Raw genomic sequence first — 23,320 nt, forward strand, 5'->3', positions numbered from 1 at the left:
CAGGCTCGCACGGAGCCTGGCGAACGCCTGCCGCTTCGTACGCCCCTCTTAAAAATCATAGCGCAGCGACGCCACGACACTGGCCGGCTCGCCCAGCATGTTGAAGGTGCCGGTACTGCCCACCCGGGTGTAATACTCCCGGTCGAAGATATTGTTGAAGTTGAGCTGGCCCGTCAGTTGCGAGGTGAAATCGTAGCCGAGCATGGCGTCGAACACGGCATAGCCCGGCGCATGCACGGCAGTCGTCTCGAAGTCGCTCATTGCCGTCACACCGCCCCCCAGATGGACGCCGTCGAGCCTACCTCCCGCGAAGCCGTACTGGGTCCAGAGATTGACTGTATGCCGCGGCATCAGCATGAACGTGGTCGGCACATCGCCGCGATCCACGTCGGTTTCCATGTAGGCGTAACCGGCGATGATGTCCCACTGTTCGGTGACGCTGCCGGTGAGTTCGATTTCCCCTCCCTGGATGCGACGCTCACCGATTGCGTCGGAATAACTCTCGCTGGGCACGCTGGCCGCGAAATTGTCGTCGTACAGGCGGAAGGCGGAGAGGCGCGCGCCGAGATCGCCGCCGAAGTAGCTACCCTTGACGCCCACTTCGTACTGGGTGCCCTCGCGCGGCTCGAGCAGATCGCCCTCGGCGTCGTAGTCGGTCTGCGGCTTGAACACCTCGGAGTAGCTGGCATACAGCGAATGATGCGAGTCGAGGTCGTAGACCGCGCCAGCGTAGCCGGTGAACTCGTTGTCGTCGCGCGTATAGTCGTTTCCGGACAGGTGGTTTTCCAGCTCGACCTCATACCCGCTGATGCGGCCGCCGACGATCAATGCCAGCGGCGCGACCGGCCGGAACGTCAGCTTGGAATATAGCCCGGTTTCCTTGAGCGTTTCCCGCGTATCAGCCGACAGGTAATTGTCGAGAATATCGACGTAGGCGATGTCGTCGAACGCGTCGACGGTGGTAGTGCCCAGACGCGCCCGACCGTTGAGCGAATCGGTCTCGTAGTGCTTGTAGTCGGCTCCGACCACGAATTCACTGACGTTGCCCAGCGCGGCAAAGGGCTGGCTGTAACTGGCATCCATGGAAAGTGCCTGCTGATCGATGTCCCCCGCCGTGCCCGCGACGCTTAGCGTGCCGGCATCGGTGATGCTGCCACCGCCAAAAGCGTAGTTGTAGTCGGCCTTGCGATCGGAATAGCGCACTGCGAAACGCCCGTAGCCGCCATTGCTGAACCGATGGGTCAGCTCGGCGAAGGTGTCGTTGCTCTGCATCGTGAAGTCGTTCCAGTCCGCCCCGAAGAAGGCCGAACGATCGGAATACAGCAGGTTTCCATTCGCGTCGGTTGCCTGGCCGTTGTTGACCGTGATGTCCTTGAGCTGACGCAGGAAGGCCAGTGACAGCGTCGTGGCCTCGTCGAGATCGAAATCGAGCGCCCCGTAGAAGGTCTGGTTCTCGTTATCGTTGTGATCGACGAAACCGTCGGTACTGCGGTCGGTAATCACCAGTCGCCCGCGCACCCGTCCTTCGGCATCGATCGGTCCGGCAATGTCGGTTTCCAGGTAGCGCTGGTCCCAGCTGCCGTAGCGGCCGGTGACATGGCCCTGAAAATCATGGGTCGGACGCTTGCGCACCAGATTGACAATACCGCCCATCTCGCTGGTGCTGTTGAACAGCCCCGACGGGCCGCGCATCACCTCGACCCGGTCGAAAGCGGCAAGGTTGGGCACGGTACCGTTGATGCTTTGCATCGGCGCCGGCAGGCCGTCAATGTTGTATTCGTCGTACTCATAGCCGCGGGCATAGATCGACGAGCGGCCATCGTCATTGCTCAGCACGCGCATACCCGGCGTACGCCGGCCCAGCTCGTCGAGGGTGTCGAGATTGCGATCCTCGATGGCATCGCGCGTGATTACCGTGATCGACTGCGGAATGTCGCGCAGCGCTGCGGGCACCTTGGTCCCGACGGTAGCGGCATCCACGCTGTAGCCTTCGGTCTCCTCCGAGGGCAGCATTTCATAGAGCCGGTTACCTTCCACGGTAATGGTATCAAGGCGAGCATTGGAATTTTCCGTTGCCAAAGTCTCCTGCGCCCAAACATGAGAAGACGTGCCTAGCAGCAAGATCCCGCCAACCGCCAGGGGCAAGGCCGTTTTTCTACTCGTGTCGCTCAAGGTGTTGGTTCCCATTTGCACCTACCCAATCAAGTGGCAATGATAATCTATTGCAACAAATGCCGAAGCCAAGCATTATTCCAGTTACAAGATCGCCTTGCCTTTGCGAAATCAGCGAATTGCTTTGTGAATCGGGCAAAATGTCCAGCCCCTTGGAACCTTTCTCAGCCGCAACCAGTGACACAAGAGTCCGCACCATGTCTGCCACTTCCTCGCCGACAATCGATCAGCAGCGACTTCGTGCCATGGCATCACCACTCGTAACGCGTCATCAACTGCATGCGCTGGACTGGGATCAGCATGCGCCCCTGCTTGAGGGCAGCATGCGCATGATTCAGCCCCAGCCCGGCATGTATGTCCGGCTGACGGACGTCAGGGATTTCTATGATCTGCTCAGCGAGGCTGAGTTACCGCCCGGCATTCGACTGGCCCTGGTCCTGTCCGGGCAGGCTCGAGTCAGGTTCGGCCAACATCAGCTCACTCTGGGACCGGAAAACGCCGAGGGCCCCGCAATACAGGCCATGCTGGTTTCGCTGAACGAAGCGGAAGCCTTCCGGCGCGAAGGGCATGCCGGTGGACACGAGCGGACCCTGACGATCACCCTCACGCCCGAATGGCTGCAGCGTCATCTGGTCTCCGAAATGGACAGCGAGCTCAGCAGATGCCTTGAGCGGCACCTGACGCTGACGACCTGGTTGCCGTCACCTGCCTTGCAGGCCCTGGCCCGAGGGCTGTTTGAACCCTCGCCGGCGCATCCGGGCAGTTTTGCGCAACGGCTGCAAGTCGAGGGATGCGCCCTGTCGCTCATCAGCGAGGCGCTAGCCGCGGTACACCCGCCGGATGAGCCTGCCACCGCCCGGGCAAGCGCTCATGAGAGCCGCCGCTTGAAGCGCCTGCGCGAGATGATCGAGAGTGGCGAAGCCGCGTGCTTGACGCAGGGGGAGCTGGCGGAGCGCCTCAGCATGAGCAACAGTAGCCTGCAGCGCCAGTTTCGCGCCCATTTCGGCATCAGTCTGGGACGCTACCTGCGTCAGCATCGGCTGAATGCGGCACGTCACGCGCTATGCCATGAGCGGATCAGTGTAGAAACCGCAGCGGCGCTCGCCGGATACACCAGCGCCGCCAACTTTGCCACCGCCTTCAAGCGTCATTTCGGAGAGAGTCCCAGCGACGTTCGTCGCCGGAAATGATTCACGTCCCGGCCACGCTCTGGGGCCCGCGAACACCGCCGCCCATGGCTACACCGGTGTCAGGCCAAACTCTCGCGCCTCGACCGTTCCCTCCAGGCGACCCAACTGGCCAATCTGGCCCTCGTCGAGACGCTGATCGAAGCGTCGTTCGCGGTTGTTGAGATTCATCACCGCCCGGACTTGGGCCGGCTGCCCGCGGATATCCAGGCGCTGCACCCAGGCCAGCGTGCCGCTGGAGTACTTGACCAGCGAGCCAATGGGCGCCATGCCGAAGCGCTTGATGTAGCGTTGCACCCAGACATTGTCGAACTGGGCCGGACTGCCGAGCAGATGGCGATAGATGTCCATCAGCGGCCAGGCGGGCCGGTCGACGCGCTTGCGTCCCATGGCATCCGCCACATCGACGATAGCCATCATCCGCGCCAGCTCGGGAAGTTGCTTCCCCTGCGTCGCCTGCGGATAGCCGCTGCCGTCGAGCCGTTCGTTGCCCATGCCGATCACCGCGGCCACCACTTCGGGTGACAGCCAACGACACGTCTCGAGACGCGCCATGAGCAGCGCCACATGCTGCTGCATGTCCTGGCGTTGAGCGGCAGAGAACGGCGCGGTGGCCTGGAGAAGTGTCTCGGGCAGCAAGGCCTTGCCCAGGTCGTGCACCAGAGCGCAGGCGATCATCGCCTTGATCACATCCGGCGCCAGACGCCGGGCCTGGCCCAGATCGGCCAGGCGTACCGCCACCGTCAGGGAGTGCTGGACCAGCAGCGGCTGCTGGGGCAGGCATACCGTGGAGTACAGCAGCGCTTCGCGGTCCTGCTGCAGCAGCGCCAGCAAGGCATCGCTTTGGCGTGACAGCAATGCCGGCTCAACCGCTTCACCGGCCTGCAACTGCAGCAGCTGGGCATTGAGGTAGGCGGCCACCTTGGCCAGCCGTCGGGTCATCGCCCCCCCCGCGAGCTGTACCGCCGATTCGGATTCCAGCGCCCGGTTCGTCGCGTCGTTCGCCGGCTGGAACAGTGCGGAAGGTGACAAGGCGCTATTGCCCTCCAGCGCGTTGCGTGCACTCTCCCGCTCGATCTCCTTGACGAAGTACCACACCAGACGCTCGACGCTGGGCGTGGCACCGACGAACTCGCAACCGACCAGCGCCGTGGTCCAGGTATCGTTGGTCCGCACGTGGCGGATATGAGCCTGCGCCTCGAGCGCCTGTCCATTGGGAAAGTGGGCTCTCAGCCGGGTGGCGTGCCGGGCGTTCTTCAGCAGCACGGCGTTCGACAGTGACACTTCCAGCATGCATCCGCCCAGCGACAGGTTCTTCAGCTCGCCCCGGATCGCTTCAGGCTGAGAGGGCAGGAACAGATCAGCGTGGACGTCCATGCCGGGCTTGAGTTCGGCACGAAAGGCGTTGCGCCGATGCACGACATTGGCCGATTGCGGATATTCGCAGCGAAACTGTAGCCGCTCAGGCGTCTCGAGGCGCTCGCCAGCGACCAGTGAAGCCGTCCTCACCATGGCGCCGTGGGCCTGGCCGATCAGACAGAATGCTTGCCCCGCCATGAGGCGCTGGGCGATTTCGGGCGTCGCCGTCACGTCCAGGATCAGTTTCTCGCCGGGAGATATCTCCATCAGCAGTGCCGGCCACAGGACCCCCGCCGCTTCTTCGAAGCACAGGCTGGCTCCCCCCGGCTGACACAAGGCTTCCAGCAGCGAGAGCAACTCGCCTGGATGATTGACTTCGGTGGGAGACATGCTTGGCTCCAGCATATGGGCCTCTCGTTGCGATGAAGGAAGACGCGGATCCAACCATGGACATGGATGCTTTTCCTGACTATCGGCAGCGATGGTTCTGACTTGAGTCAATGAACGGGTTCGGGCGTGATATTTCGTCAGCTATCGATTTTCTTGCCGGGCATAAAAAACCGGAGGCAGGACATCCAGCCTCCGGAGCCGTTCACGGCGGGAGTGACGGTGATCACCCGGCGATACCGGGCCTCAAGGCAGTCGTGTACGCTGCTCTTCCAGATCCCCTTCCCGGTAGCCGATCAGATAGAGCACGGCATCCAGACCCAGCGTAGAAATCGATTGACGCGCCTGCTGGCGTACCAGCGGTTTGGCACGAAAGGCAATGCCCAGCCCGGCGGTCGCCAGCATCTTGAGATCGTTGGCGCCGTCGCCCACGGCAATGGTCTGCTCCAGGCATAGCCCCTCACGCTCGGCGATCTCCTTGAGCAGCGCGGCCTTGCGGTCGGCATCGATAATCGGCTCGCGTACTTCCCCGGTGACCTTACCGTCGCGGATGACCAGTTCGTTGGCATGCACCTCATCGAAGCCGAGCCTTGCCTGAAGATAACGGGCGAAATAGGTGAAGCCGCCAGAGAGGACGGCGGTGCGGTAACCCAGCCGCTTGAGGTGCGCCATCAGACGTTCGACACCATCCATCAGTGGCAGGCTCTCGGCGATCTCCACGAGCACCGATTCATCCAGCCCCTCGAGCTTGCTCATGCGCTCGCGAAAGCTCTGCTGGAAATCCAGCTCCCCGCGCATGGCTCTCTCGGTGACGGCCGCCACCTCGTCATAGACGCCGTGACGGCGCGCGAGCTCATCGATGACCTCGGCCTGGATCAGTGTGGAGTCCATGTCGAAGCAGATCAGACGGCGGTGACGGCGCCAGATGGAATCCTCCTGCAGCGCGATATCGACGCCATGCATCGCGCCCAGCGCCAAGGCCTTCTCGCGCAGCCGTTCGAGATCGATCTCTTCACCGCGCAGCCAGCACTCCACGCAGGCACCACGCGGCGTGATCTCGCCATCCAGCGGCTCGCGCCCCGACAGGCGGTGGATCAGCTCCACGGTGAGCCCATGCTCGGCGGTCAGGGCGCCTACCTCGGCCAGGATGCCGGCCGGCAGGCGCGGCGCCAGCAACGTCAGAATCAGTCGCGGACGGCTGGCCTGCGTGCTCCAGCGCTGATACTCCTCGGCACTCACCTGCAAAGCCTGCACATCCAGTCCCAGGGCTTCTCCGGTGTCGTTCAGCGCCGTCTCGAGATCGGCGTCGCGCTCGAGCGCCACCAGGGCTTCCAGCGACACGATACCGAAGGTCACGCTCTGGTTGATGTCGAGCAAGCGGGCGCCGCTTTGCGCCAGCGCCCGTCCCAGGCCAGCCAGTTGGCCAGGCCGGGCATGGCCCGTGGCACGGATAAGAATGCGTTGCGTCATATTACCCCTTAGAAGAAAGAAGGAAGTGCGGCGCTTCGCGCCTGCAAGAAGGAAAGAAAACCATAACGGCCACCGTCCGTCTTCCCTCTTCTATCGTCCCTCCTCCGTCTCGAGTCGATCGACCTTCTGGAAGCCACGCGGCAACTTGTTGCCGCGACGTCCGCGTTCGCCGAGATAATACTCGAGATCGGCCGGCTTCAGGGTCAGCTTGCGCTTGCCCGCATGCACGGTCAGCGTCGCACCGGGTGCCAGCAGCAGCATATCCCGTACGAACTCCTCGCGGTTCGCGGCTCGCGCACCGGGTATGTCGAGCATCTTGTTGCCCTTGCCCTTGGCCATCTCGGGCAACTGATCGAGACCGAAGATCAACAGACGTCCCTCGTTGGAGACGACCGCGACACGTAGCTCGGCATGATCCTCCTGCGGATAGGGAATCACCACCGGCGGCAGCACATTGCAGCCCTTGGGCACCGAAAGCACCGCCTTGCCCGACTTGTTCTTGCCGATCAGATCTTCCAACCGGGCCACGAAGCCGTAACCGCCATCGGAAGCCAGCAGGAAGCGGGTTTCCGGCGCCGCCAGCATCAGCCCCATCATGTGCGCCCCCGCGGCGGGATTGATGCGCCCGGTGATCGGTTCGCCTTGGCTGCGTGCACTGGGCAGATTGTGTGCGGCCAGCGTATAGGTCCGACCACTGTCGTCGAGCAGCACCAGCGGCTGGTTGGTCTTGCCACGGGCGGACAGATGGAAACGATCCCCGGCCTTGAACGACAGACCGGCCGGATCGATCTCGTGGCCCTTGGCACTGCGAATCCAGCCCTTGTCGGAGAGCACCACGGTCACCGGATCGGCCCCCATCAGCTCGACCTCGGAGAGCGCCCGGGACTCCTCGCGCTCGACCAGCGGCGAACGCCGGACATCGCCATGCTCGCGTGCCGCCTCGCGCAGCTCCTTCTCGATCAGATCGGTGAGTGCCTTTTCGCTGCCGAGCAACCGGGTGAGCCGTTTGCGCTCCTTCTCGAGCTCGTCCTGCTCGCCGCGGATCTTCATCTCCTCGAGTTTGGCCAGATGACGCAGACGTAGTTCGAGAATCGCTTCGGCCTGGCGTTCGGAGAGGCCGAACGCCGCGATCAGCGACGCCTTGGGCTCGTCCTCCTCGCGGATGATCCGGATCACCTCATCGATGTTGAGGTAGGCGGTGAGCAGCCCCTCGAGGATATGCAGGCGATCCTCGACCTTGCCCAGACGATGCTCGAGGCGCCGGCGTACCGTGGCGCGGCGGAAGGTCAGCCACTCGCCGAGCATGTCAGACAGCGGCATGACCCGCGGACGCCCGTCGAGCCCGATGATGTTGAGATTGACGCGAATGTTCTTCTCGAGGTCGGTGGTGGCGAACAGGTGCGCCATCAGCGCCTCGACGTCGACGCGGTTGGAACGCGGCTCGATGACCAGGCGCGTCGGCGTCTCATGGGTCGACTCGTCACGCAGGTCGGACACCATCGGCAGCTTCTTGGCCTGCATCTGGGCAGCGATCTGCTCGAGCACCTTGGCCCCGCTGACCTGATAGGGCAGCGCGGTGACCACGACATTGCCTTCTTCCAGGACGTAACGGGCACGCAGCTTCACCGAACCGCGTCCGCTCTCGTAGAGCTTACGCAGGTCGCTGCGCGGGGTGATGATCTCCGCCTCGGTGGGAAAATCGGGCGCCGGGACATATTGGAGCAGATCGGCAACCGTCGCCTCGGGATGGCGCAGCAGATGGCAGGTCGCCTCGACCACCTCGTTGACGTTATGCGGCGGGATGTCAGTGGCCATCCCCACCGCAATGCCGGTGGCGCCGTTGAGCAGCACGTGCGGCAGACGCGCCGGCAGCACCGCCGGCTCGTTCATGGTGCCATCGAAGTTGGGCATCCAGTCGACGGTGCCCTGCCCCAGCTCGCTGAGCAGGACCTCGGAGAATTTCGACAGCCGCGCCTCGGTGTAACGCATCGCCGCAAACGACTTGGGATCGTCGGGACTGCCCCAGTTGCCCTGGCCGTCGACCAGCGGATAGCGATAGGAGAATGGCTGCGCCATCAGCACCATCGCCTCGTAGCAGGCGCTGTCGCCATGCGGATGGAACTTGCCCAGCACGTCGCCGACGGTGCGCGCCGACTTCTTGTACTTGGCATTGGCGGTCAGCGACAGCTCGCGCATGGCATAGATGATGCGCCGCTGCACCGGTTTCATGCCGTCGCCGATGTGCGGCAACGCGCGGTCGAGAATCACGTACATCGAGTAGTCGAGGTACGCCTTCTCGGTGTATTCCTTGAGGGAAAGGCGTTCGACGTCGCCCTCCGCCACCTGGATATCCATGATCATAGCAAACGACCTTGATCAAGTTGTGAAATCAGGGGCATGCCTCTCCTCATGTATCACGCAGCTACTCTGGCGTCAGGCCCCGGGGTGCCGGACCATCGCGAAGACGCTATACCCCTTCCCTGGGCGCTCCCTTTTTCCTCCATGAAAAAGGAGCTTCGCTCATACCTGCCGCCAGCGCTGCTCACGCTGACGGTTTTATCTCAACCATTCCAGAGGCCGAGAACCTTGCCGAGCGAAGGCAGGACAAGGCGAACGGCGAGCGACAATGCGGAGTTTACATGCTGTAAATGAGCAATTGGCGCTCGCCGTCCAACGCCGTATTGGCGAGCGCAGGCAGGTTCATACCTCTATGTCGGCAAGATTGCCATAATCTTCCAGCCAACTCTTTCTATCCGAGGCGCGCTTCTTGGCCAGCAGCATGTCCATCATTTCCAGCGTACCGTCGCCCTCTTCGCGGGTCAGCTGGACCAGCCGCCTGGTGTCGCGGGCCATGGTGGTCTCGCGCAGCTGTAGCGGGCTCATCTCGCCCAACCCCTTGAAACGCTGCACGTTAGGCGTGCCGCGCTTGCCTTCCAGACGCTTGAGGATGGCCGCCTTCTCGCTCTCGTCGAGGGCGTAGTGCACCTCCTTGCCGAGATCGATGCGATACAGCGGCGGCATGGCGACAAAGACATGACCGGCATCGACCAGCGCCGGGAAGTGGCGCACGAACAGCGCGCACAGCAGCGTGGCGATGTGCAGCCCGTCGGAGTCGGCATCGGCGAGGATGCAGATCTTGTGGTAGCGCAGCTTGGAGAAGTCATCGCTGCCCGGGTCCATGCCGATCGCCACGGCGATGTCGTGCACCTCCTGGGAGCCGAAGATATCGTGAGAGTCGACCTCCCAGGTGTTGAGAATCTTGCCGCGCAGCGGCAGGATCGCCTGAGACTCTCGGTCGCGGGCCTGCTTGGCACTGCCACCGGCGCTGTCCCCCTCGACCAGGAACAGCTCGCTGGTCACCGGGTCCTGTCCCGAGCAGTCGGCCAGCTTGCCGGGCAGGGCCGGGCCCGCCGTGACCTTCTTGCGCACCACCTTTCTGGCGCTCTTCTGGCGGCGCTGGGCGGCATTGATCACCATGTCAGCCAACGCCTCGGCCTGGTCGACATGATGGTTGAGCCACAGCGAGAAGGCGTCCTTGACCACCCCGGAAACGAACCCCGCCACCGTACGCGACGACAGGCGCTCCTTGGTCTGGCCGGCAAACTGCGGATCGAGCATCTTCACCGACAGCACGAAGGAGACCCGCTCCCAGAGATCATCGGGGGTGAGCTTGACGCCGCGCGGCAGCAGGTTGCGGAACTCGCAGAACTCGCGCAATGCCTCGAGCAGGCCGCTGCGCAACCCATTGACATGCGTGCCGCCGAGCGGCGTGGGAATCAGGTTGACGTAGGACTCGGTCAGCGGTTCGCCGCCTTCCGGCAACCACTGGATCGCCCAGTCCACCGCCTGTTCCTCGTCCTCGAAGTGGCCGGTGAACGGCGAGGCCGGCAGCACCTCGAAGCCATCCGTGGTCTGGGCCAGATAGTCGCGAAGGCCGTCCTCGTACTGCCACTCGCTTTCGGCGCCGTCGGTTTCGGTCAGCACCACCTTGAGACCGGGACACAACACCGCCTTGGCGCGCAACAGGTGCTTCAGGCGCGGCAGCGAAAGCCGGGGACTGTCGAAGTAGTGCTCCTCGGGCCAGAAGCGCACCACCGTGCCGGTGGCCCGCTTGGGGCAGCTGCCGATGACCGACAGCTCCTCGACCTTGTCGCCCTTCTCGAAGGCCATGGCATAGCGGCTTCCTTCACGGCACACCTCGACCTCGAGCCGCCGCGACAGGGCATTGACGACCGAAACGCCGACACCATGCAGGCCGCCGGAAAAGCGGTAGCTGGATTGGGAAAACTTGCCCCCGGCATGCAACCGGGTCAGGATCAGCTCGATCCCCGAGACGCCATGCTCGGGATGTATGTCGATGGGCATGCCGCGCCCGTCATCGCTGACCTCGATTCCGCCCTCGTCGATAAGACGCACGCGAATTTCGCGGGCATGCCCGGCCAGCGCCTCGTCGACGCTATTGTCGATGACTTCCTGGGCAAGATGGTTGGGGCGCGTGGTGTCGGTGTACATGCCGGGGCGCTTGCGCACCGGCTCGAGACCGGAGAGGACCTCGATGGAGCTGGCACTGTATTGCGTCATGCGTCGTCCGAAGAAGTGGCTGATATTCGATACATTCGGATACGGGAAGGACCTCGATCCTTTCTCTAATGAACCCCGCTCTGAACCCGGTTCTGCAATGAACCCGGCGATAGCGTTTCAGGCGCCGTGCGTCACGGTATCGCCGGGCACACGCGATACCGGCAGAGGGTGCCCGCCATGGGCCAGTACCGCCGGCAGGTAACGCGCAAGAGCGCTGAAACCATGGTCGCCCCCCGGATGGATGATGGTTCGGCATCCCGAGTAGGCATGCAGAGCGTCACGACAGTCAAGGGTTTCGTCGGCACTGCCCAGCAGCAGCAGGTAACGCTGCGGGCGGCTGATGCCGCGCGGCGTGAGCCTCTCGAGTTCATCGGCATGTTCCGCCCCGACCACGAAGTGCTCGCCCGTGTAGTCGTTGACGAAGGCGGCGCCCAGCCATTCGCTGACCAACCGCGCCGGACGCACCGCCGGGTTGATCAGCACGGCTCGCAGCCCGTGATGTTCGGCCAGGCAGGTGGCGAGAAAGCCGCCCATGGAGCTCCCGACGACCAGCGTGTCCTGCCCCAGCGTCGCCAGCGCCGTCTCCGCTGCCTCCATCGCCGCCTGGGGGCGATGGGGCAGCTGCAGCGCCATGAACTTCGGCGCCTTGCCGGAATCCGCCGCCAACGCCCGGCACGCCGCTTCTACCAGGCGCGCCTTGGGCGATGCCGCCCCGCTATTGAAGCCATGCAGATAGAGCACGCTCGAAACGGGAGCCACCGATCCTGAATCGTGGCTCAGCATAACGCAAAACCTGTATCAATAACCAGTATCACGAACTTACCTGCCCACCTAGGAGCGCTCCTGAGCCGCCCATACCGTCTCGATCAGGCCGCGACTGGAATCGTCGAGCGATTCCAGTCCGCGATGCGAGGCGAGAATCTGCTCGGTTTCGGTGGCGATCTTCTTGCCCAGTTCCACGCCCCACTGGTCGAAGGGGTTGATGTCCCAGACGGTGGCCTGCACGAACACCTTGTGCTCGTATAGCGCGATGAGTGCGCCCAGCGTGGTTGGCGTCAGACGGTCGAGCAGCAGCGTGGTGGAGGGCTGGTTGCCGCGATAACGCTTGTGGCTGGGGCGCGGGCCATCCTCGTTGATCGCTTCATCACCGAGCATCAATACACGCGACTGGGCGAAGCAGTTGGCCAGCGTCAGGCGATGCTGTGCCTTGAGATGGGCACGTGTCGCCTCATCCTCGACCCGGTCGTAGCGGCGCATCGGGGCGATGAAGTCGCACTCGACCGGCTGGGTTCCCTGGTGCAGCAACTGATAGAAGGCGTGCTGGGCGTTCGGCCCCAACTGTCCCCAGAGCACCGGGCATGTCGAATAGTGGGTGTTCTCGCCGGAATTGGTGGTGGACTTGCCGTTGGACTCCATCTCCAGCTGCTCGAGATAGCTGGCGAAATATTCGAGGCGCCCGTCGTAGGGCAGGATGGAGTGGGCGCGGATGTCGAGGAAATTGTTGTTCCAGATACCCGCGAGCCCCAGCAGCACCGGCAGGTTCGCCTCCAGCGGCGCCTCGCGGAAATGCCGGTCCATGTCATGCGCCCCGGCAAGCAGTGCACGGAAGTGCTTCATGCCCACGGCCAGAGCGATAGGCAGGCCGATGGCCCCCCATAGCGAGTAGCGACCGCCGACCCACTCCCAGAATTCGAGCTGATTGGCTTCGCTGATGCCCCACTCGCTCATCTTCTCGGGGCTGGCCGACACCCCGATGAAGTGCTGACGCATCACCAGCGCCTGGTCGCACTCGGCGGGCTCTTCCGGATCGTGCACCAGACGCGTCATCAGCCAGTCGCGTGCCGTGCCGGCATTGGAAAGCGTATCGATGGTGGTGAAGGACTTGGAGGAGAGAATGAACAGGGTCGTCTCGGGATTGAGGCGGGCCAGGCAGTCGACCAGCTGGGAGCCGTCCATGGTGGAGGCGAAGTGGACCTCGACCGGATGAATGTCACGCGGCCGATAGTCGGCCAGGGCATGCGAGACCATCAACGGCCCCAGATCCGAGCCGCCGACGCCCAGATTGACCACATCGGTAATGGCCTTGCCCGTGGCACCGCGCCACTGACCGGCATGGACCTTGGCGACCATCGCCTCCATGTGCGCCAGCGTGTCGTGTACGGCGGGAACCACGTCCTGGCCTTCGACCTCGAGCTGGGCGTCCTGCGGCAAGCGAAGCGCGGTGTGCAGCGCCGGACGATCCTCGGAGAGATTGACCCGCTCCCCGTTGAGCAGGCGCTGGATGGCGCCCGGCATATCGGCGGCCCGCGCCAGCTCGAGCAGCAGCTCCAGGGTGCGTGGACGCCAGCGATGCTTGGAAAGGTCGATGGTCAGCCCTGCCGCGCGATGGGTGAAACGCGCATGGCGCCCCTCGCTTTCGGCGAACAGCTCCGCCAGATGCACGTCGCGCATCTCCTCGGCATGCGCCGCCAGCGCCTGCCAGGCCGGATGCTGGTTGATCAATGTTGGACGGTTCATCAGCTCTCTCCTTGCTTGGTTAGAAGTTGTCTTCCCTGAATTCCTACCATGCCACGTACGCTTCGGTTCGTCACCAGCGTTGCATCGGCGCTCGCCGTTTCCGCATCGCCAAGGAGATGCAAGCCTACCGCCGGGTGCGTAGAATAATGCCCTCTCCCGCAGCTCGGCGGTACTGTACCCCGCCGCGACATGTCTGCCTCACCGATACGAAACCGTTTCCATGAGTAACGCATCTTACCGTGACGCCCTCTTTTCGACACCCTTGGATCGAGTCGCGAGCTTCTCCTTCGACGAGCAGGTCGTGGCCTGCTTCCCCGACATGATCCGCCGCTCGGTGCCGGGCTACGGTCAGATCCTCGGCATGCTCGGTGTGATCGCGACGCGGCATCTGCGTCACGGCGCCCACGTCTACGACCTGGGCTGCTCGCTCGGCGCCGTGGGCCTGGCCCTGGCCTTGCGGCTCCCTCCCGAGGCCTTCACCCTGACCGGGGTGGACCTCTCCCCCGCCATGGTCGAACGCGCCCGAGCGGTCCTGGCCGATGAGTTTCCCGAACATGCCATGACCATCGAGCAGGGCGACATCCGCCATCTGGCCTATCGTCCGTCGGGCATGATCATTCTCAACTTCACGCTGCAGTTTCTCGCGCCCGCGGATCGCGACGTACTCATCCAGCGGCTTTACGATGCCCTGGAACCCGGCGGCGTCCTGGTCCTTTCCGAGAAGATCGTCGCGGGCGACGAGCAGGAAAATGCCTGGCTGGTGGAACGTTATCACGATTTCAAGCGTGCCAATGGCTACAGCGAACTGGAAATCAGCCAGAAGCGCAACGCCCTGGAGAATGTCCTGGTCCCCGACACCCTCGAGAGACATCACGCGCGCCTGGCTCGCGCCGGCTTCTCGCGCAGCACCACCTGGTTCCAGTACCTCAACTTCGCCTCGATGATCGCGTTCAAGGACGCCCGGTCCCGAGAGACGCCATCGGATGAGGGATGAGCCGATGACCGACGATGCCCAGCGCCGTCTCTATCACGCCTTCGTCGACCAGGGCCTGGACAGGTGGCTGGCGCGCCTGCCCGAGCAGTTTGCGCGCGGACTCGACCGCAAGCGCCACGGCGACCTGCCGGCGTGGGAGAAGGCGGTGGCCAAGCTGCCCGACCTGCCCGGAGAACGCGGCGTGCATCTCGATAGCGACACCGTCACCGTCGAGGTTACGCTGACGGATGCCGAACACCGACGCAGCGAGAATCTGCTGCGTGCGTTGATGCCGTGGCGCAAGGGCCCTTACCGACTGGGCCGCATCGTCATCGATACGGAGTGGCGCTCCGACTGGAAATGGCAGCGAGTCGCGCCGCATCTCGCCGATCTGCGCGGCCGACGCGTTCTCGATGTCGGCGGCGGCAGTGGTTACCACGCCTGGCGAATGACGGGTGCCGGGGCGGCATTCGTGCTGGTGATCGATCCCTCGCCACGCTTCTATTATCAGTTTCAGGCGCTGCGCCATTTCATCGGCGATGCCGACGGGTACCGCACCCATTTCCTGCCGGTCGGCATCGAGGACGTCCCCGAGAAGCTTGCCGCCTTCGACACGGTATTCTCCATGGGTGTGCTCTACCATCGCCCTTCGCCGCTGGATCACCTGCTGCAGTTGAAGGACGCGCTGCGCCCGGGAGGCGAACTGGTACTGGAAACGCTGGTGGTGGAAGGCGACGCAACGACCGTGTTCATGCCCGGTGAGCGCTACGCGGCCATGCCCAATGTCTACTTTCTGCCCTCCTCGGAGGCACTCAGTCACTGGCTCGTGCGCTGCGGTTTCGACGACGTGCGCGTGGTGGATGAGGCACCGACCTCGCTGGAGGAGCAGCGCGCCACCGAGTGGATGACCTTCCAGTCACTGGCCGATTTTCTTGATCCCGAGGATCGCTCGCTGACTCTCGAAGGTCATCCTGCTCCACGGCGGGCCGTACTCATCGCCCGCAAACCCGCATAAGAGGTCGGCCGCTCACGCGCCGAACGAACAGGCCCCGACGCAAAACGCCCCGCCGGCAAATGCACCGGCGGGGCGTTGACGCTTGACGCCAGAAAGCGTCTTATCGTTTCAGCAGTTCGCGCACGTCCTTGGCTTCCCAGTGCGGGAAATGCTTGCGGATCAGGGCATTGAGTTCGAGTTCGAAGGCCTGCCAATCCACTTCGCCGCGAGCGTCGTACTGGCCGCCCTCACCCTCGGCCACGCCACGCACCATGCCCGCCCCTACGGTCACGTTGGTCAGTCGGTCGATGATGATGAAGCTGCCGGTACCCGGACTGGTGCGGTAGTCGTCCACCGGCACCTCGGCGGTCAGTTCCAGGCGACAACGGCCGATGGCGTTGAGCGTGAGACGTTCGGCCGGGTGATGGTCCAGTGTGTTGACGTCGATCTGGTAGTCGATGGCGAAGACCTGACCCGACAGGTCACGGGTAGCCAGCTTGATGTCGTAGAGCTTGCCGGGCTCGAGCGCGTTCTCGTGCATCCACACGATGTCCGCTTCGAGCGTGTGCGCCAGCGCTACCTGATCATTTGCCGCCACCAGCCAGTCGCCGCGAGAGATATCGATCTCATCGTCCAGCGTCACGGTGATCGCCTGCCCCGGAGCCGCCTGCTCCAGATCGCCATCGAAGGTGACGATGCGTTCGACCTTGCTGGACTTGCCGGAGGGCAGCACCTTGACCGCCTGGCCGGGGCGCAGGATGCCCGCCTCGAGAGTACCGCAGTAGCCGCGGAAATCGAGGTTAGGACGATTGACGTATTGCACCGGAAAACGCAGATCCCGCAGGTTCTTGTCGCGGTCGATCTCGACGCTCTCCAGCAGTTCGAGCAGCGCCGGGCCCTGTTCGCCATCCACCTGGTACCACGGGGTACGCTCGCTCTTGTTGACGACGTTGTCGCCTTCCAGCGCCGACATCGGCACGAAGCGAATGTCGCGGGCATCGAGCTTCTCGGCGAACTGGCGATACTCGGCGACGATCTCGTCGTAGCGCTGCTCGGAGAAGTCCACCAGATCCATCTTGTTGACGGCAATCACCAGATGGTGAATGCCCAGCAGATCGGCGATGAAGCTGTGCCGGCGAGTCTGGGTCTGCACGCCGTAGCGGGCATCGATCAGGATCACCGCCAGGCTCGCCGTCGAGGCACCGGTGGCCATGTTGCGAGTGTACTGCTCGTGCCCCGGGGTATCGGCGATGATGAACTTGCGCTTGTCGGTAGAGAAGAAGCGATACGCCACGTCGATGGTGATGCCCTGCTCGCGCTCGGACTGCAGACCGTCGACCAGCAACGCCAGATCGACCTTGTCGCCGGTGGTGCCGCTCTTCTTCGAATCACGGGTAATCGCGGCAAGCTGATCCTCGTAGATCATCTTGGAGTCGTGCAGCAACCGCCCGATCAGGGTCGACTTGCCGTCGTCGACGCTACCGCAGGTAATGAAGCGCAGCAGATCCTTGTTCTCGTGCTCCTGAAGGTACTGCTCGATATTCTCGGCAATCAGGTTCGATTGGTGTGACATAGCAAAACCTTAGAAATAAGAAGAAAGAGGGAAGAAACCCAATCACCCCACGTCAAAGTCGGCTTGCCTACGAATCAGCCCTGTCAACATGGCGGCAATCTCCTTGGTTTCCGCTACCCATTGGTGCCCCTTTTCTCTCTTGATGTAGTCGATCTCTATACCGATGTAGATCTGGGTCCGTAACTCGGCACACGATCCCTTGGCGATATGAAGAAACTTGGTGCGATCTTTGGCGGTTGGCCTTGTCATGCCTTCAGCGATATTACTGGGTACGGAAAGACCGGAACGCGTAATTTGATCCTTGAAGCCGAAATCGCGGGAATCGTTGAAGTAGCGGTAGAGATCAGCGGATAAGCGCGCTGACCGCTTCCAGACATCCAACTGCTCAAAATCCATGCCGTCTTCCCTCTTCCGGCTTCGTCCTTCCGTCTTTCTAGCGCGCCTTAGGCGCGCTAGAAGTACCCCTCGCGTTTCTTGCGCTCCATCGAGCCGGCCTGATCGTGGTCGATGGCACGACCGCTGCGCTCGCTGGTACGGGTCAGCAGCATCTCCTGGATGATCTCGGGCAGCGTGGCGGCCTCAGACTCCACGGCGCCGGTGAGCGGGTAGCAGCCCAGCGTGCGGAAACGCACCGACTTTTCCTGCGGCACTTCGCCTTCGGCGAGCGGCAGGCGCTCGTCGTCGACCATGATCTGCATGCCGTCACGCTCGACGACCGGACGCTTGGCGGCGTAGTACAGCGGGACGATGGGAATCGACTCGAGATAGATGTACTGCCAGATGTCGAGTTCGGTCCAGTTGGAGAGCGGGAAGACGCGGATCGATTCGCCCTTGTTGACCTTGCCGTTGTAGAGGTTCCACAACTCGGGGCGCTGGTTCTTGGGATCCCAGCGATGGTAGCGATCGCGGAAGGAGTAGACACGCTCCTTGGCCCGCGAAGCTTCCTCGTCGCGGCGCGCCCCGCCGAAGGCGGCATCGAAGCCGTACTTGTCCAGCGCCTGCTTGAGCGACTGGGTCTTCATGATATCGGTGTACTTGGAGCTGCCATGCTCGAACGGGTTGATGTTCGCGGCGCGGCCTTCCTCGTTGATATGCTCGATCAGCTCCATGCCGACCTCCGCCGCCATGCGGTTGCGGAACTCGATCATCTCGCGGAACTTCCAGGTGGTGTTGACGTGCATCAGCGGGAACGGTGGCGTGCCCGGATAGAACGCCTTGCGCGCCAGGTGCAGCATCACCGAGGAGTCCTTGCCGATGGAGTACAACATCACCGGATTGCGAAATTCGGCAGCCACCTCGCGAATGATATGGATCGATTCCGCTTCGAGCTGCTTCAAGTGGGTCTGTCGCTCGGGAGAAAGCATCGCGGTCAGGCAACCTCTCATGGCAATGCGTCCCGGCGATGGCCTGTTCGGACCGCAGGGACGGCGTGAATACGACGTGACGCTGCGTTCTTGTGTTTCAAGCAACGAATGCAGCAATGATGGGGACACGTTACGAGGGCGGGGTGATAACGTCAAAGAATTAACGACTATCTTTTTAGCATTTCGGGCTATATACGATTCATCATAGATCGACACGCTCGATCCAGGTCTCCAGCATGTCGCCATCCAGATCCACGACACGAAACCCCACACGCGAGGCCTCGTCCACGGCAAACTCGGCAGACCCCGGCAGGAACTGGTCGGACGTCGAGGGACAACCATAGACCGCGACGGTTCCTTGATGGGCCGCAAACGCCTGATGAATATGGCCGCACAGGATGGCCTTGACCTGGCCATAGGCCGCCAGGGTCTGCCACAGTGCATCGCGATCGGCGAGGCCGAGGCTGTCCATCCAGCGCGAGCCGACCTCGACCGGGGGATGATGCATGGCCAGCAGCGTCGGACGCTCGTCCTCCTCCAGGCGCCAGGCCAGTTCCTGCAGCTGGCTCTGTCCCAGTTCGCCCCCCGTCTGCCCTGCGACCCGGGAGTCGAGCATCAGCAGACGCCAGTCGCCGAGATCGAGCTCGTCATGGAAGGGCTGCAATTCTTCCATGCACTGGGGATTGTCGTGGTTGCCGGCAAACCAGAACCAGGGACAATCGAAGCGCGAAAAGGCTTGGCTGGCATGCCGGTAGGCCGCCGGCGTCTCGTCCTGGCTGACATCGCCGGTCACCAGCACCATGTCGGGGCGCAGCTGCCGCGCCCGTTCGACCACGGCCTCGAGCTGACGCAGGGGAAACCCCACCCGTGACCGCGCCTGGGGATCCGCATGGAGATGGCAGTCGGTAATCTGAATCAGCCGCATCAGGCCATCGCCCCCGCCACTGTCACGCGCGGACGGCTCCGCATTCCGCTACCCGGCCGCAAAAGGGCCGCTCCGCCTGACTGCATGTCATGTCGCATCCGCTGCGCCGTACATCTCGCCATCATTGGGTTCACCTACCTTTGGCACAGCCGCTCAGGGCAGCTCCGGCACGTCCAGCGCATGGCCATGCGCCAGGCCGTGCTCCAGCCACTCGCCGAGGAAGCGATTGAGCTGCAGCTTCTCGTCCGGCTGGTGCATGCGCGGGTTGGGATAGCGATAGCGTCCGTTGAAGTGGCGCTGGCGCTGGAAATCGGTGACTTCCGCCATGCGCACGTCATGATAGAGATGCACCTTCATGCGCGGCGTCTCGATGATACCGTCGAGCACGCCACTCTGGGAGACGCGCACCATGGTGGTATAGGGCGCGCGCTCCGTCACTTCCAGCAGCAGTGTACCGAAACGCGCCCGGCTGCCGGACAGAGGCACCTCGCGTGCCTCGCCGGCGCTCATGTCGCCCAGCAGCTGGCTCATGCGCAGATAGTTGGCGGCACACTCTGCCTGCAGGCTCTTCAAGTCGGTGACGTAGGCCGTTTTCGCCATACAGTTATCTCCTTGCACGCAGTGAGGCCCGTTCACGGGCCAGCCAAAGAAACCCGATCAGGGCCATGGCATTGTCGAGTCTCCCTGCTTCCAGGAGTTCCCAGGCGGCATGATACGGCATGACATGTACCAGGATGTCTTCCTGTTCCTCTTCCACCCCGTACACGCCACCCAGCCCCCGACTGTCGATCAGTCCGCAGAACAGCGTGACCTGCTCGTCGCAGGCGCCGGGGCTGGGGTAGTAACGATGCAGCTCGATCAACTCGTGAATCTTGCAACCTGCCTCCTCCATGGCCTCGCGATGCGCCACGTCGGCAGGCGATTCACCCGGCTCGATCAACCCGGCCACCAGCTCCAGCTTCCAAGGCCCGCGCGGATCGTCGAGCGCACCGGCGCGGATCTGCTCGATCAATACCACCGCGTCCCGCTCGGGGTCGTAAAGCAGTACGCCCACGGCATCGTGACGCACATGCACCTCGCGCACCAGCGGCTCGCTCCAGCCACCGTTGAACAGGCGATGGCGCAGGTGACGCTTCTCCAGGCGGAAAAATCCCGTGTAAGGTGTCTCGGTCTCGAGGCGCTCGATATCCTTCACCCCAAAACGGGGCTGATGAGGCGCGCTATCCTGATCCATGGAGCCTCCTGATCGGTCCGGTTCGACAACACGATACGTCCTATTATCCCGGCACCGACGGGTAATTCCAACCGCAGCCCGACAGCAGCTCCGGCTGGATCGCTCCCTGGGGTTACTGCAGCTCGCCGAGCAGTGCGCGCGCCTGTTCGCGCAGCGCTTCATCGGAGCGACGCCCGGGACGCGCCGTCCCGTTCACGGCCTGTTGCGCATGCTGGCGTGCCTCATCGGTGCGCCCTTCGGATTCCAGATAAGTGGCATAATAGTAGTTGGTATCGATCCCGTCGGGACGAATCGCCATCGCCTGACGGAACAGTTCACCGGCCTTGTCATCATCGCCAAAGCCCACCGGCCATCCCGGTGCGCGGTCATAAAGCGCCGCCAGGGTCACATAGGCCGACCCGTTGTCGCCCTGAGGATCGAGCTCGATGGCATGCTCCAGCGCATCTCGGGCCTGCTTGGCGAGATCGAGTGCCCCCAGCCCGCCCTTGGCCTTGGCATAGGAGGCCAGCACGACGCCCTCCGCGGTCAGTGCCTGGGCATTGTCGGGGTAGGTCGCAGCCAATTGCCTGGCTTCCTCGGCCAGACTGGCGAAGGCCTTCTCCTGGGCGTCGCCCTGCATCTGATATTCGACGTTGCCCCAGCGCTGCATCAGCGGATAGACCTCGTCCTGTGCCGATTGGGCCAGGACGGAACTGCTCAATGCCAGGCTGAGCCCGGCGACCAGCAAGGTACGACGGAACATTTCGATCTCCTTGACGCTTGTCGTTTACTCGCGGCAGTGCCGCACCTGCCAGAATGTAACGAACGTTTGAATCATTCTCCATGTGGCTTTCGGCGAAGAGCGGAGCGCCGCCGTCTTGGCGACAAGCTCCCGCTTGCGTAGGGTATCGCCATGATCAATCGCCATGACCGTGCGCGACAGGAGATTCACATGAAAGGCCGCAACATGACCCGCTGGCGCGACCCGGCCAAGGATCCGCGCCAGGAAAAGAAGAGCCATCTGATCACACCCGAGGGCTACGCCCGGCTCAAGGGCATTCACGACCACCTGGCGCGCGTGCGTCGTCCGGAACTTTCGGCCAAGGTCGGCGAAGCTGCCGCCCTGGGCGATCGCAGCGAGAATGCCGACTACACCTACAACAAGAAGGAGCTCAACCGGGTCATCGCGCGTATCCGCTACCTGGGCAAGCGCCTCGACGAACTGCAGGTCGTCGATCGCCTGCCGGCGGATCGGGATCGGGTCTACTTCGGCGCCTTCGTGACACTCGAAGACGAGAACGGCGAAGAGATGGCCATCCGTATCGTCGGCCACGACGAAACCGATACCGCCAAGCGCTGGATCAGCGTCGACGCTCCGCTGGCCCGCGCCCTGCTGGGCAAGGCGCTCGACGACGATGTCACCGTCTCCGCCCCCGGCGGCGAGACAAGCTATATCATCACCGAGATCGCTTACCGCGACTGAGGCCGGTCTCAGCGCTTGACGGCATGATAGACCCGGAAGCGACGATTGTCGGCGAGGATGCGAAACCCGCCGAAAGCCGCCTCGAGCAGGTCGGGATAGGGCAGGAAGGCGTTGGCAACCAGCGTCAGGCTGCCGCCGGACTCGAGATGTGCCGGCGCCTCACGGATCAGGCGTCCCGCCGGGCCATAATCGATGGCCCGCTCCTGATGAAACGGCGGGTTGCTGACGATGGCATCGAAGACAGCGGACGTGGCGGAGTAGACGTCCCCCTGGCAGACCGTTCCCGCCAGCCCATTGAGCGCCAGGCTGCGCCGGGTGGCTTCGCAGGCGAAGGCGCTGACGTCGGTGGCGGTCATCTGCTGACCGCGCAGCGCCAGATTCACGCTGATGACACCATCGCCGCAGCCCACGTCGAGCACCGACCTCGGCGCTCCCCCCAACACGTCCGGCAACTGCTCGAGCAGCAGTCGTGTGCCTTCATCGAGCTTACCGTGTCCGAACACACCGGGATGGCTGGCGAGCGTCACGCCCGCGGCCTCGAAATGCGTCCAGGATGACTCCGGCTGTGTCGCTACCGGCCGGGTCCGGGTCTCGAATAGCGTGCAGCGCCGGGCACTGTCGAGCTTGCAAGCCTCGAGCCCCAATGATGCCAGGGTCTTCGGCGCCCGCTTGATGCCGCCCTGATTCTCGCCCACCACCTGCAGCCGGGTCCCCTCGGGAAGATGGGTACATAGCGCCAGTAACCACCACTCGCCCAGGGCGTGACTCTTGGGCCAGAACAGCACGGCACCTGGCGGTGCGCCCAACTCGGGAGCCAGTGAACCATGCACCGGCTGATTGCGTAGCCGCCAGGCCTCGCATACGCCAAAGTCGGCACTCCACACGCGCCCCTGCGCGGATTCCAGCCAGGCATCGCGCGGCGGCGCGACCCATAGCCAGTCGCGATAGTCCGCAGCCTGGCGTTCGAGCAACTGACAAGGGGGCGTGACGGTGGTCATGATAAAACTCTCGCAACCTATGTTAATAGCGGATGATACAGGTCAAACTCCCCGGACCCATCGGGGATAACATTGTTGGTTACCCTCTGACAGGCGATGACTCCCGTTCGGAAAAAGCAGCAGC

Annotated in this window: 19 protein-coding genes; 4 read left to right on the plus strand and 15 right to left on the minus strand. The window is 63.3% G+C overall.

Going from position 1 to position 23,320, the window contains the following annotated elements; translation table 11 throughout:
- Nucleotides 1-48: 48 nt before the first annotated feature.
- Nucleotides 49-2,079, minus strand: a complete 2,031-nt coding sequence (locus ACYQ12_RS13050; protein WP_459872458.1) for a TonB-dependent siderophore receptor — start codon at nucleotides 2,077-2,079, stop codon at nucleotides 49-51.
- Nucleotides 2,080-2,369: 290 nt separating this feature from the next.
- Between ACYQ12_RS13050 and ACYQ12_RS13055 the strand changes: the two genes are divergently transcribed.
- Nucleotides 2,370-3,362 (plus strand): helix-turn-helix domain-containing protein, encoded by a 993-nt coding sequence (locus tag ACYQ12_RS13055; protein ID WP_459872460.1) that lies wholly within the window; start codon nucleotides 2,370-2,372, stop codon nucleotides 3,360-3,362.
- A gap of 48 nt (nucleotides 3,363-3,410) precedes the next feature.
- Here the strand turns inward: ACYQ12_RS13055 and ACYQ12_RS13060 are convergent, their stop codons facing one another.
- From ACYQ12_RS13060 to pgi, 6 genes are all read right to left on the minus strand, one after another.
- A complete protein-coding gene (locus tag ACYQ12_RS13060) occupies nucleotides 3,411-5,108 on the minus strand; it encodes an HD domain-containing phosphohydrolase (protein ID WP_459872463.1) in 1,698 nt (565 codons plus the stop codon).
- Nucleotides 5,109-5,351: 243 nt separating this feature from the next.
- Nucleotides 5,352-6,575: a phosphoserine phosphatase SerB gene (gene serB, locus ACYQ12_RS13065; protein WP_459872466.1), complete on the minus strand. Its 1,224-nt coding sequence runs from the start codon at nucleotides 6,573-6,575 to the stop codon at nucleotides 5,352-5,354.
- 90 nt (nucleotides 6,576-6,665) lie between these two features.
- A complete protein-coding gene (gene parC / locus ACYQ12_RS13070) occupies nucleotides 6,666-8,936 on the minus strand; it encodes a DNA topoisomerase IV subunit A (protein ID WP_459872468.1) in 2,271 nt (756 codons plus the stop codon).
- A gap of 339 nt (nucleotides 8,937-9,275) precedes the next feature.
- Nucleotides 9,276-11,156 (minus strand): DNA topoisomerase IV subunit B, encoded by a 1,881-nt coding sequence (gene parE, locus ACYQ12_RS13075; protein ID WP_459872471.1) that lies wholly within the window; start codon nucleotides 11,154-11,156, stop codon nucleotides 9,276-9,278.
- A gap of 117 nt (nucleotides 11,157-11,273) precedes the next feature.
- Entirely contained in the window at nucleotides 11,274-11,939 is a 666-nt protein-coding gene (locus ACYQ12_RS13080; protein ID WP_459872474.1) for a YqiA/YcfP family alpha/beta fold hydrolase, read from the minus strand.
- Nucleotides 11,940-11,987: 48 nt separating this feature from the next.
- A complete protein-coding gene (pgi, locus tag ACYQ12_RS13085; RefSeq protein WP_459872477.1) occupies nucleotides 11,988-13,673 on the minus strand; it encodes a glucose-6-phosphate isomerase in 1,686 nt (561 codons plus the stop codon).
- A gap of 220 nt (nucleotides 13,674-13,893) precedes the next feature.
- Between pgi and cmoA the strand changes: the two genes are divergently transcribed.
- Together cmoA and cmoB are read left to right on the plus strand one after the other, a co-directional pair.
- Nucleotides 13,894-14,667, plus strand: coding sequence for a carboxy-S-adenosyl-L-methionine synthase CmoA (cmoA, locus tag ACYQ12_RS13090; RefSeq protein ID WP_459872479.1), 774 nt, complete (start codon nucleotides 13,894-13,896; stop codon nucleotides 14,665-14,667).
- A gap of 4 nt (nucleotides 14,668-14,671) precedes the next feature.
- Complete coding sequence (cmoB, locus tag ACYQ12_RS13095; RefSeq protein ID WP_459872481.1) at nucleotides 14,672-15,661, plus strand: tRNA 5-methoxyuridine(34)/uridine 5-oxyacetic acid(34) synthase CmoB; 990 nt, start codon at nucleotides 14,672-14,674, stop codon at nucleotides 15,659-15,661.
- Between the two features lie 100 nt (nucleotides 15,662-15,761).
- Here cmoB and cysN read toward each other — a convergent pair whose 3' ends face one another.
- From cysN to ACYQ12_RS13130, 7 genes are all read right to left on the minus strand, one after another.
- Nucleotides 15,762-17,213, minus strand: a complete 1,452-nt coding sequence (gene cysN, locus ACYQ12_RS13100; protein WP_459872484.1) for a sulfate adenylyltransferase subunit CysN — start codon at nucleotides 17,211-17,213, stop codon at nucleotides 15,762-15,764.
- Between the two features lie 42 nt (nucleotides 17,214-17,255).
- Entirely contained in the window at nucleotides 17,256-17,609 is a 354-nt protein-coding gene (locus tag ACYQ12_RS13105; protein ID WP_459872487.1) for a four helix bundle protein, read from the minus strand.
- 56 nt (nucleotides 17,610-17,665) lie between these two features.
- Entirely contained in the window at nucleotides 17,666-18,577 is a 912-nt protein-coding gene (gene cysD / locus ACYQ12_RS13110; protein WP_459874525.1) for a sulfate adenylyltransferase subunit CysD, read from the minus strand.
- Between the two features lie 202 nt (nucleotides 18,578-18,779).
- The gene (locus ACYQ12_RS13115) at nucleotides 18,780-19,502 is read right to left on the minus strand and encodes a phosphodiesterase (protein WP_459872490.1); all 723 of its coding nucleotides are present in this window, start codon (nucleotides 19,500-19,502) and stop codon (nucleotides 18,780-18,782) included.
- Between the two features lie 153 nt (nucleotides 19,503-19,655).
- Nucleotides 19,656-20,102: a DUF1249 domain-containing protein gene (locus tag ACYQ12_RS13120; RefSeq protein ID WP_459872493.1), complete on the minus strand. Its 447-nt coding sequence runs from the start codon at nucleotides 20,100-20,102 to the stop codon at nucleotides 19,656-19,658.
- A 4-nt stretch (nucleotides 20,103-20,106) separates the two neighbouring features.
- A complete protein-coding gene (locus tag ACYQ12_RS13125) occupies nucleotides 20,107-20,736 on the minus strand; it encodes an NUDIX domain-containing protein (RefSeq protein WP_459872496.1) in 630 nt (209 codons plus the stop codon).
- A 112-nt stretch (nucleotides 20,737-20,848) separates the two neighbouring features.
- On the minus strand, nucleotides 20,849-21,478 hold the full coding sequence (locus ACYQ12_RS13130) for a hypothetical protein (RefSeq protein WP_459872499.1): 630 nt from the start codon (nucleotides 21,476-21,478) through the stop codon (nucleotides 20,849-20,851).
- 189 nt (nucleotides 21,479-21,667) lie between these two features.
- Here ACYQ12_RS13130 and greB point away from each other — a divergent pair, with 189 nt between their 5' ends.
- Entirely contained in the window at nucleotides 21,668-22,198 is a 531-nt protein-coding gene (greB, locus tag ACYQ12_RS13135) for a transcription elongation factor GreB (protein WP_459872502.1), read from the plus strand.
- A gap of 8 nt (nucleotides 22,199-22,206) precedes the next feature.
- Here the strand turns inward: greB and ACYQ12_RS13140 are convergent, their stop codons facing one another.
- The gene (locus ACYQ12_RS13140; protein ID WP_459872504.1) at nucleotides 22,207-23,196 is read right to left on the minus strand and encodes a methyltransferase; all 990 of its coding nucleotides are present in this window, start codon (nucleotides 23,194-23,196) and stop codon (nucleotides 22,207-22,209) included.
- Nucleotides 23,197-23,320 lie beyond the last annotated feature (124 nt).

It is taken from the genome of Halomonas shantousis (genome assembly GCF_054654615.1).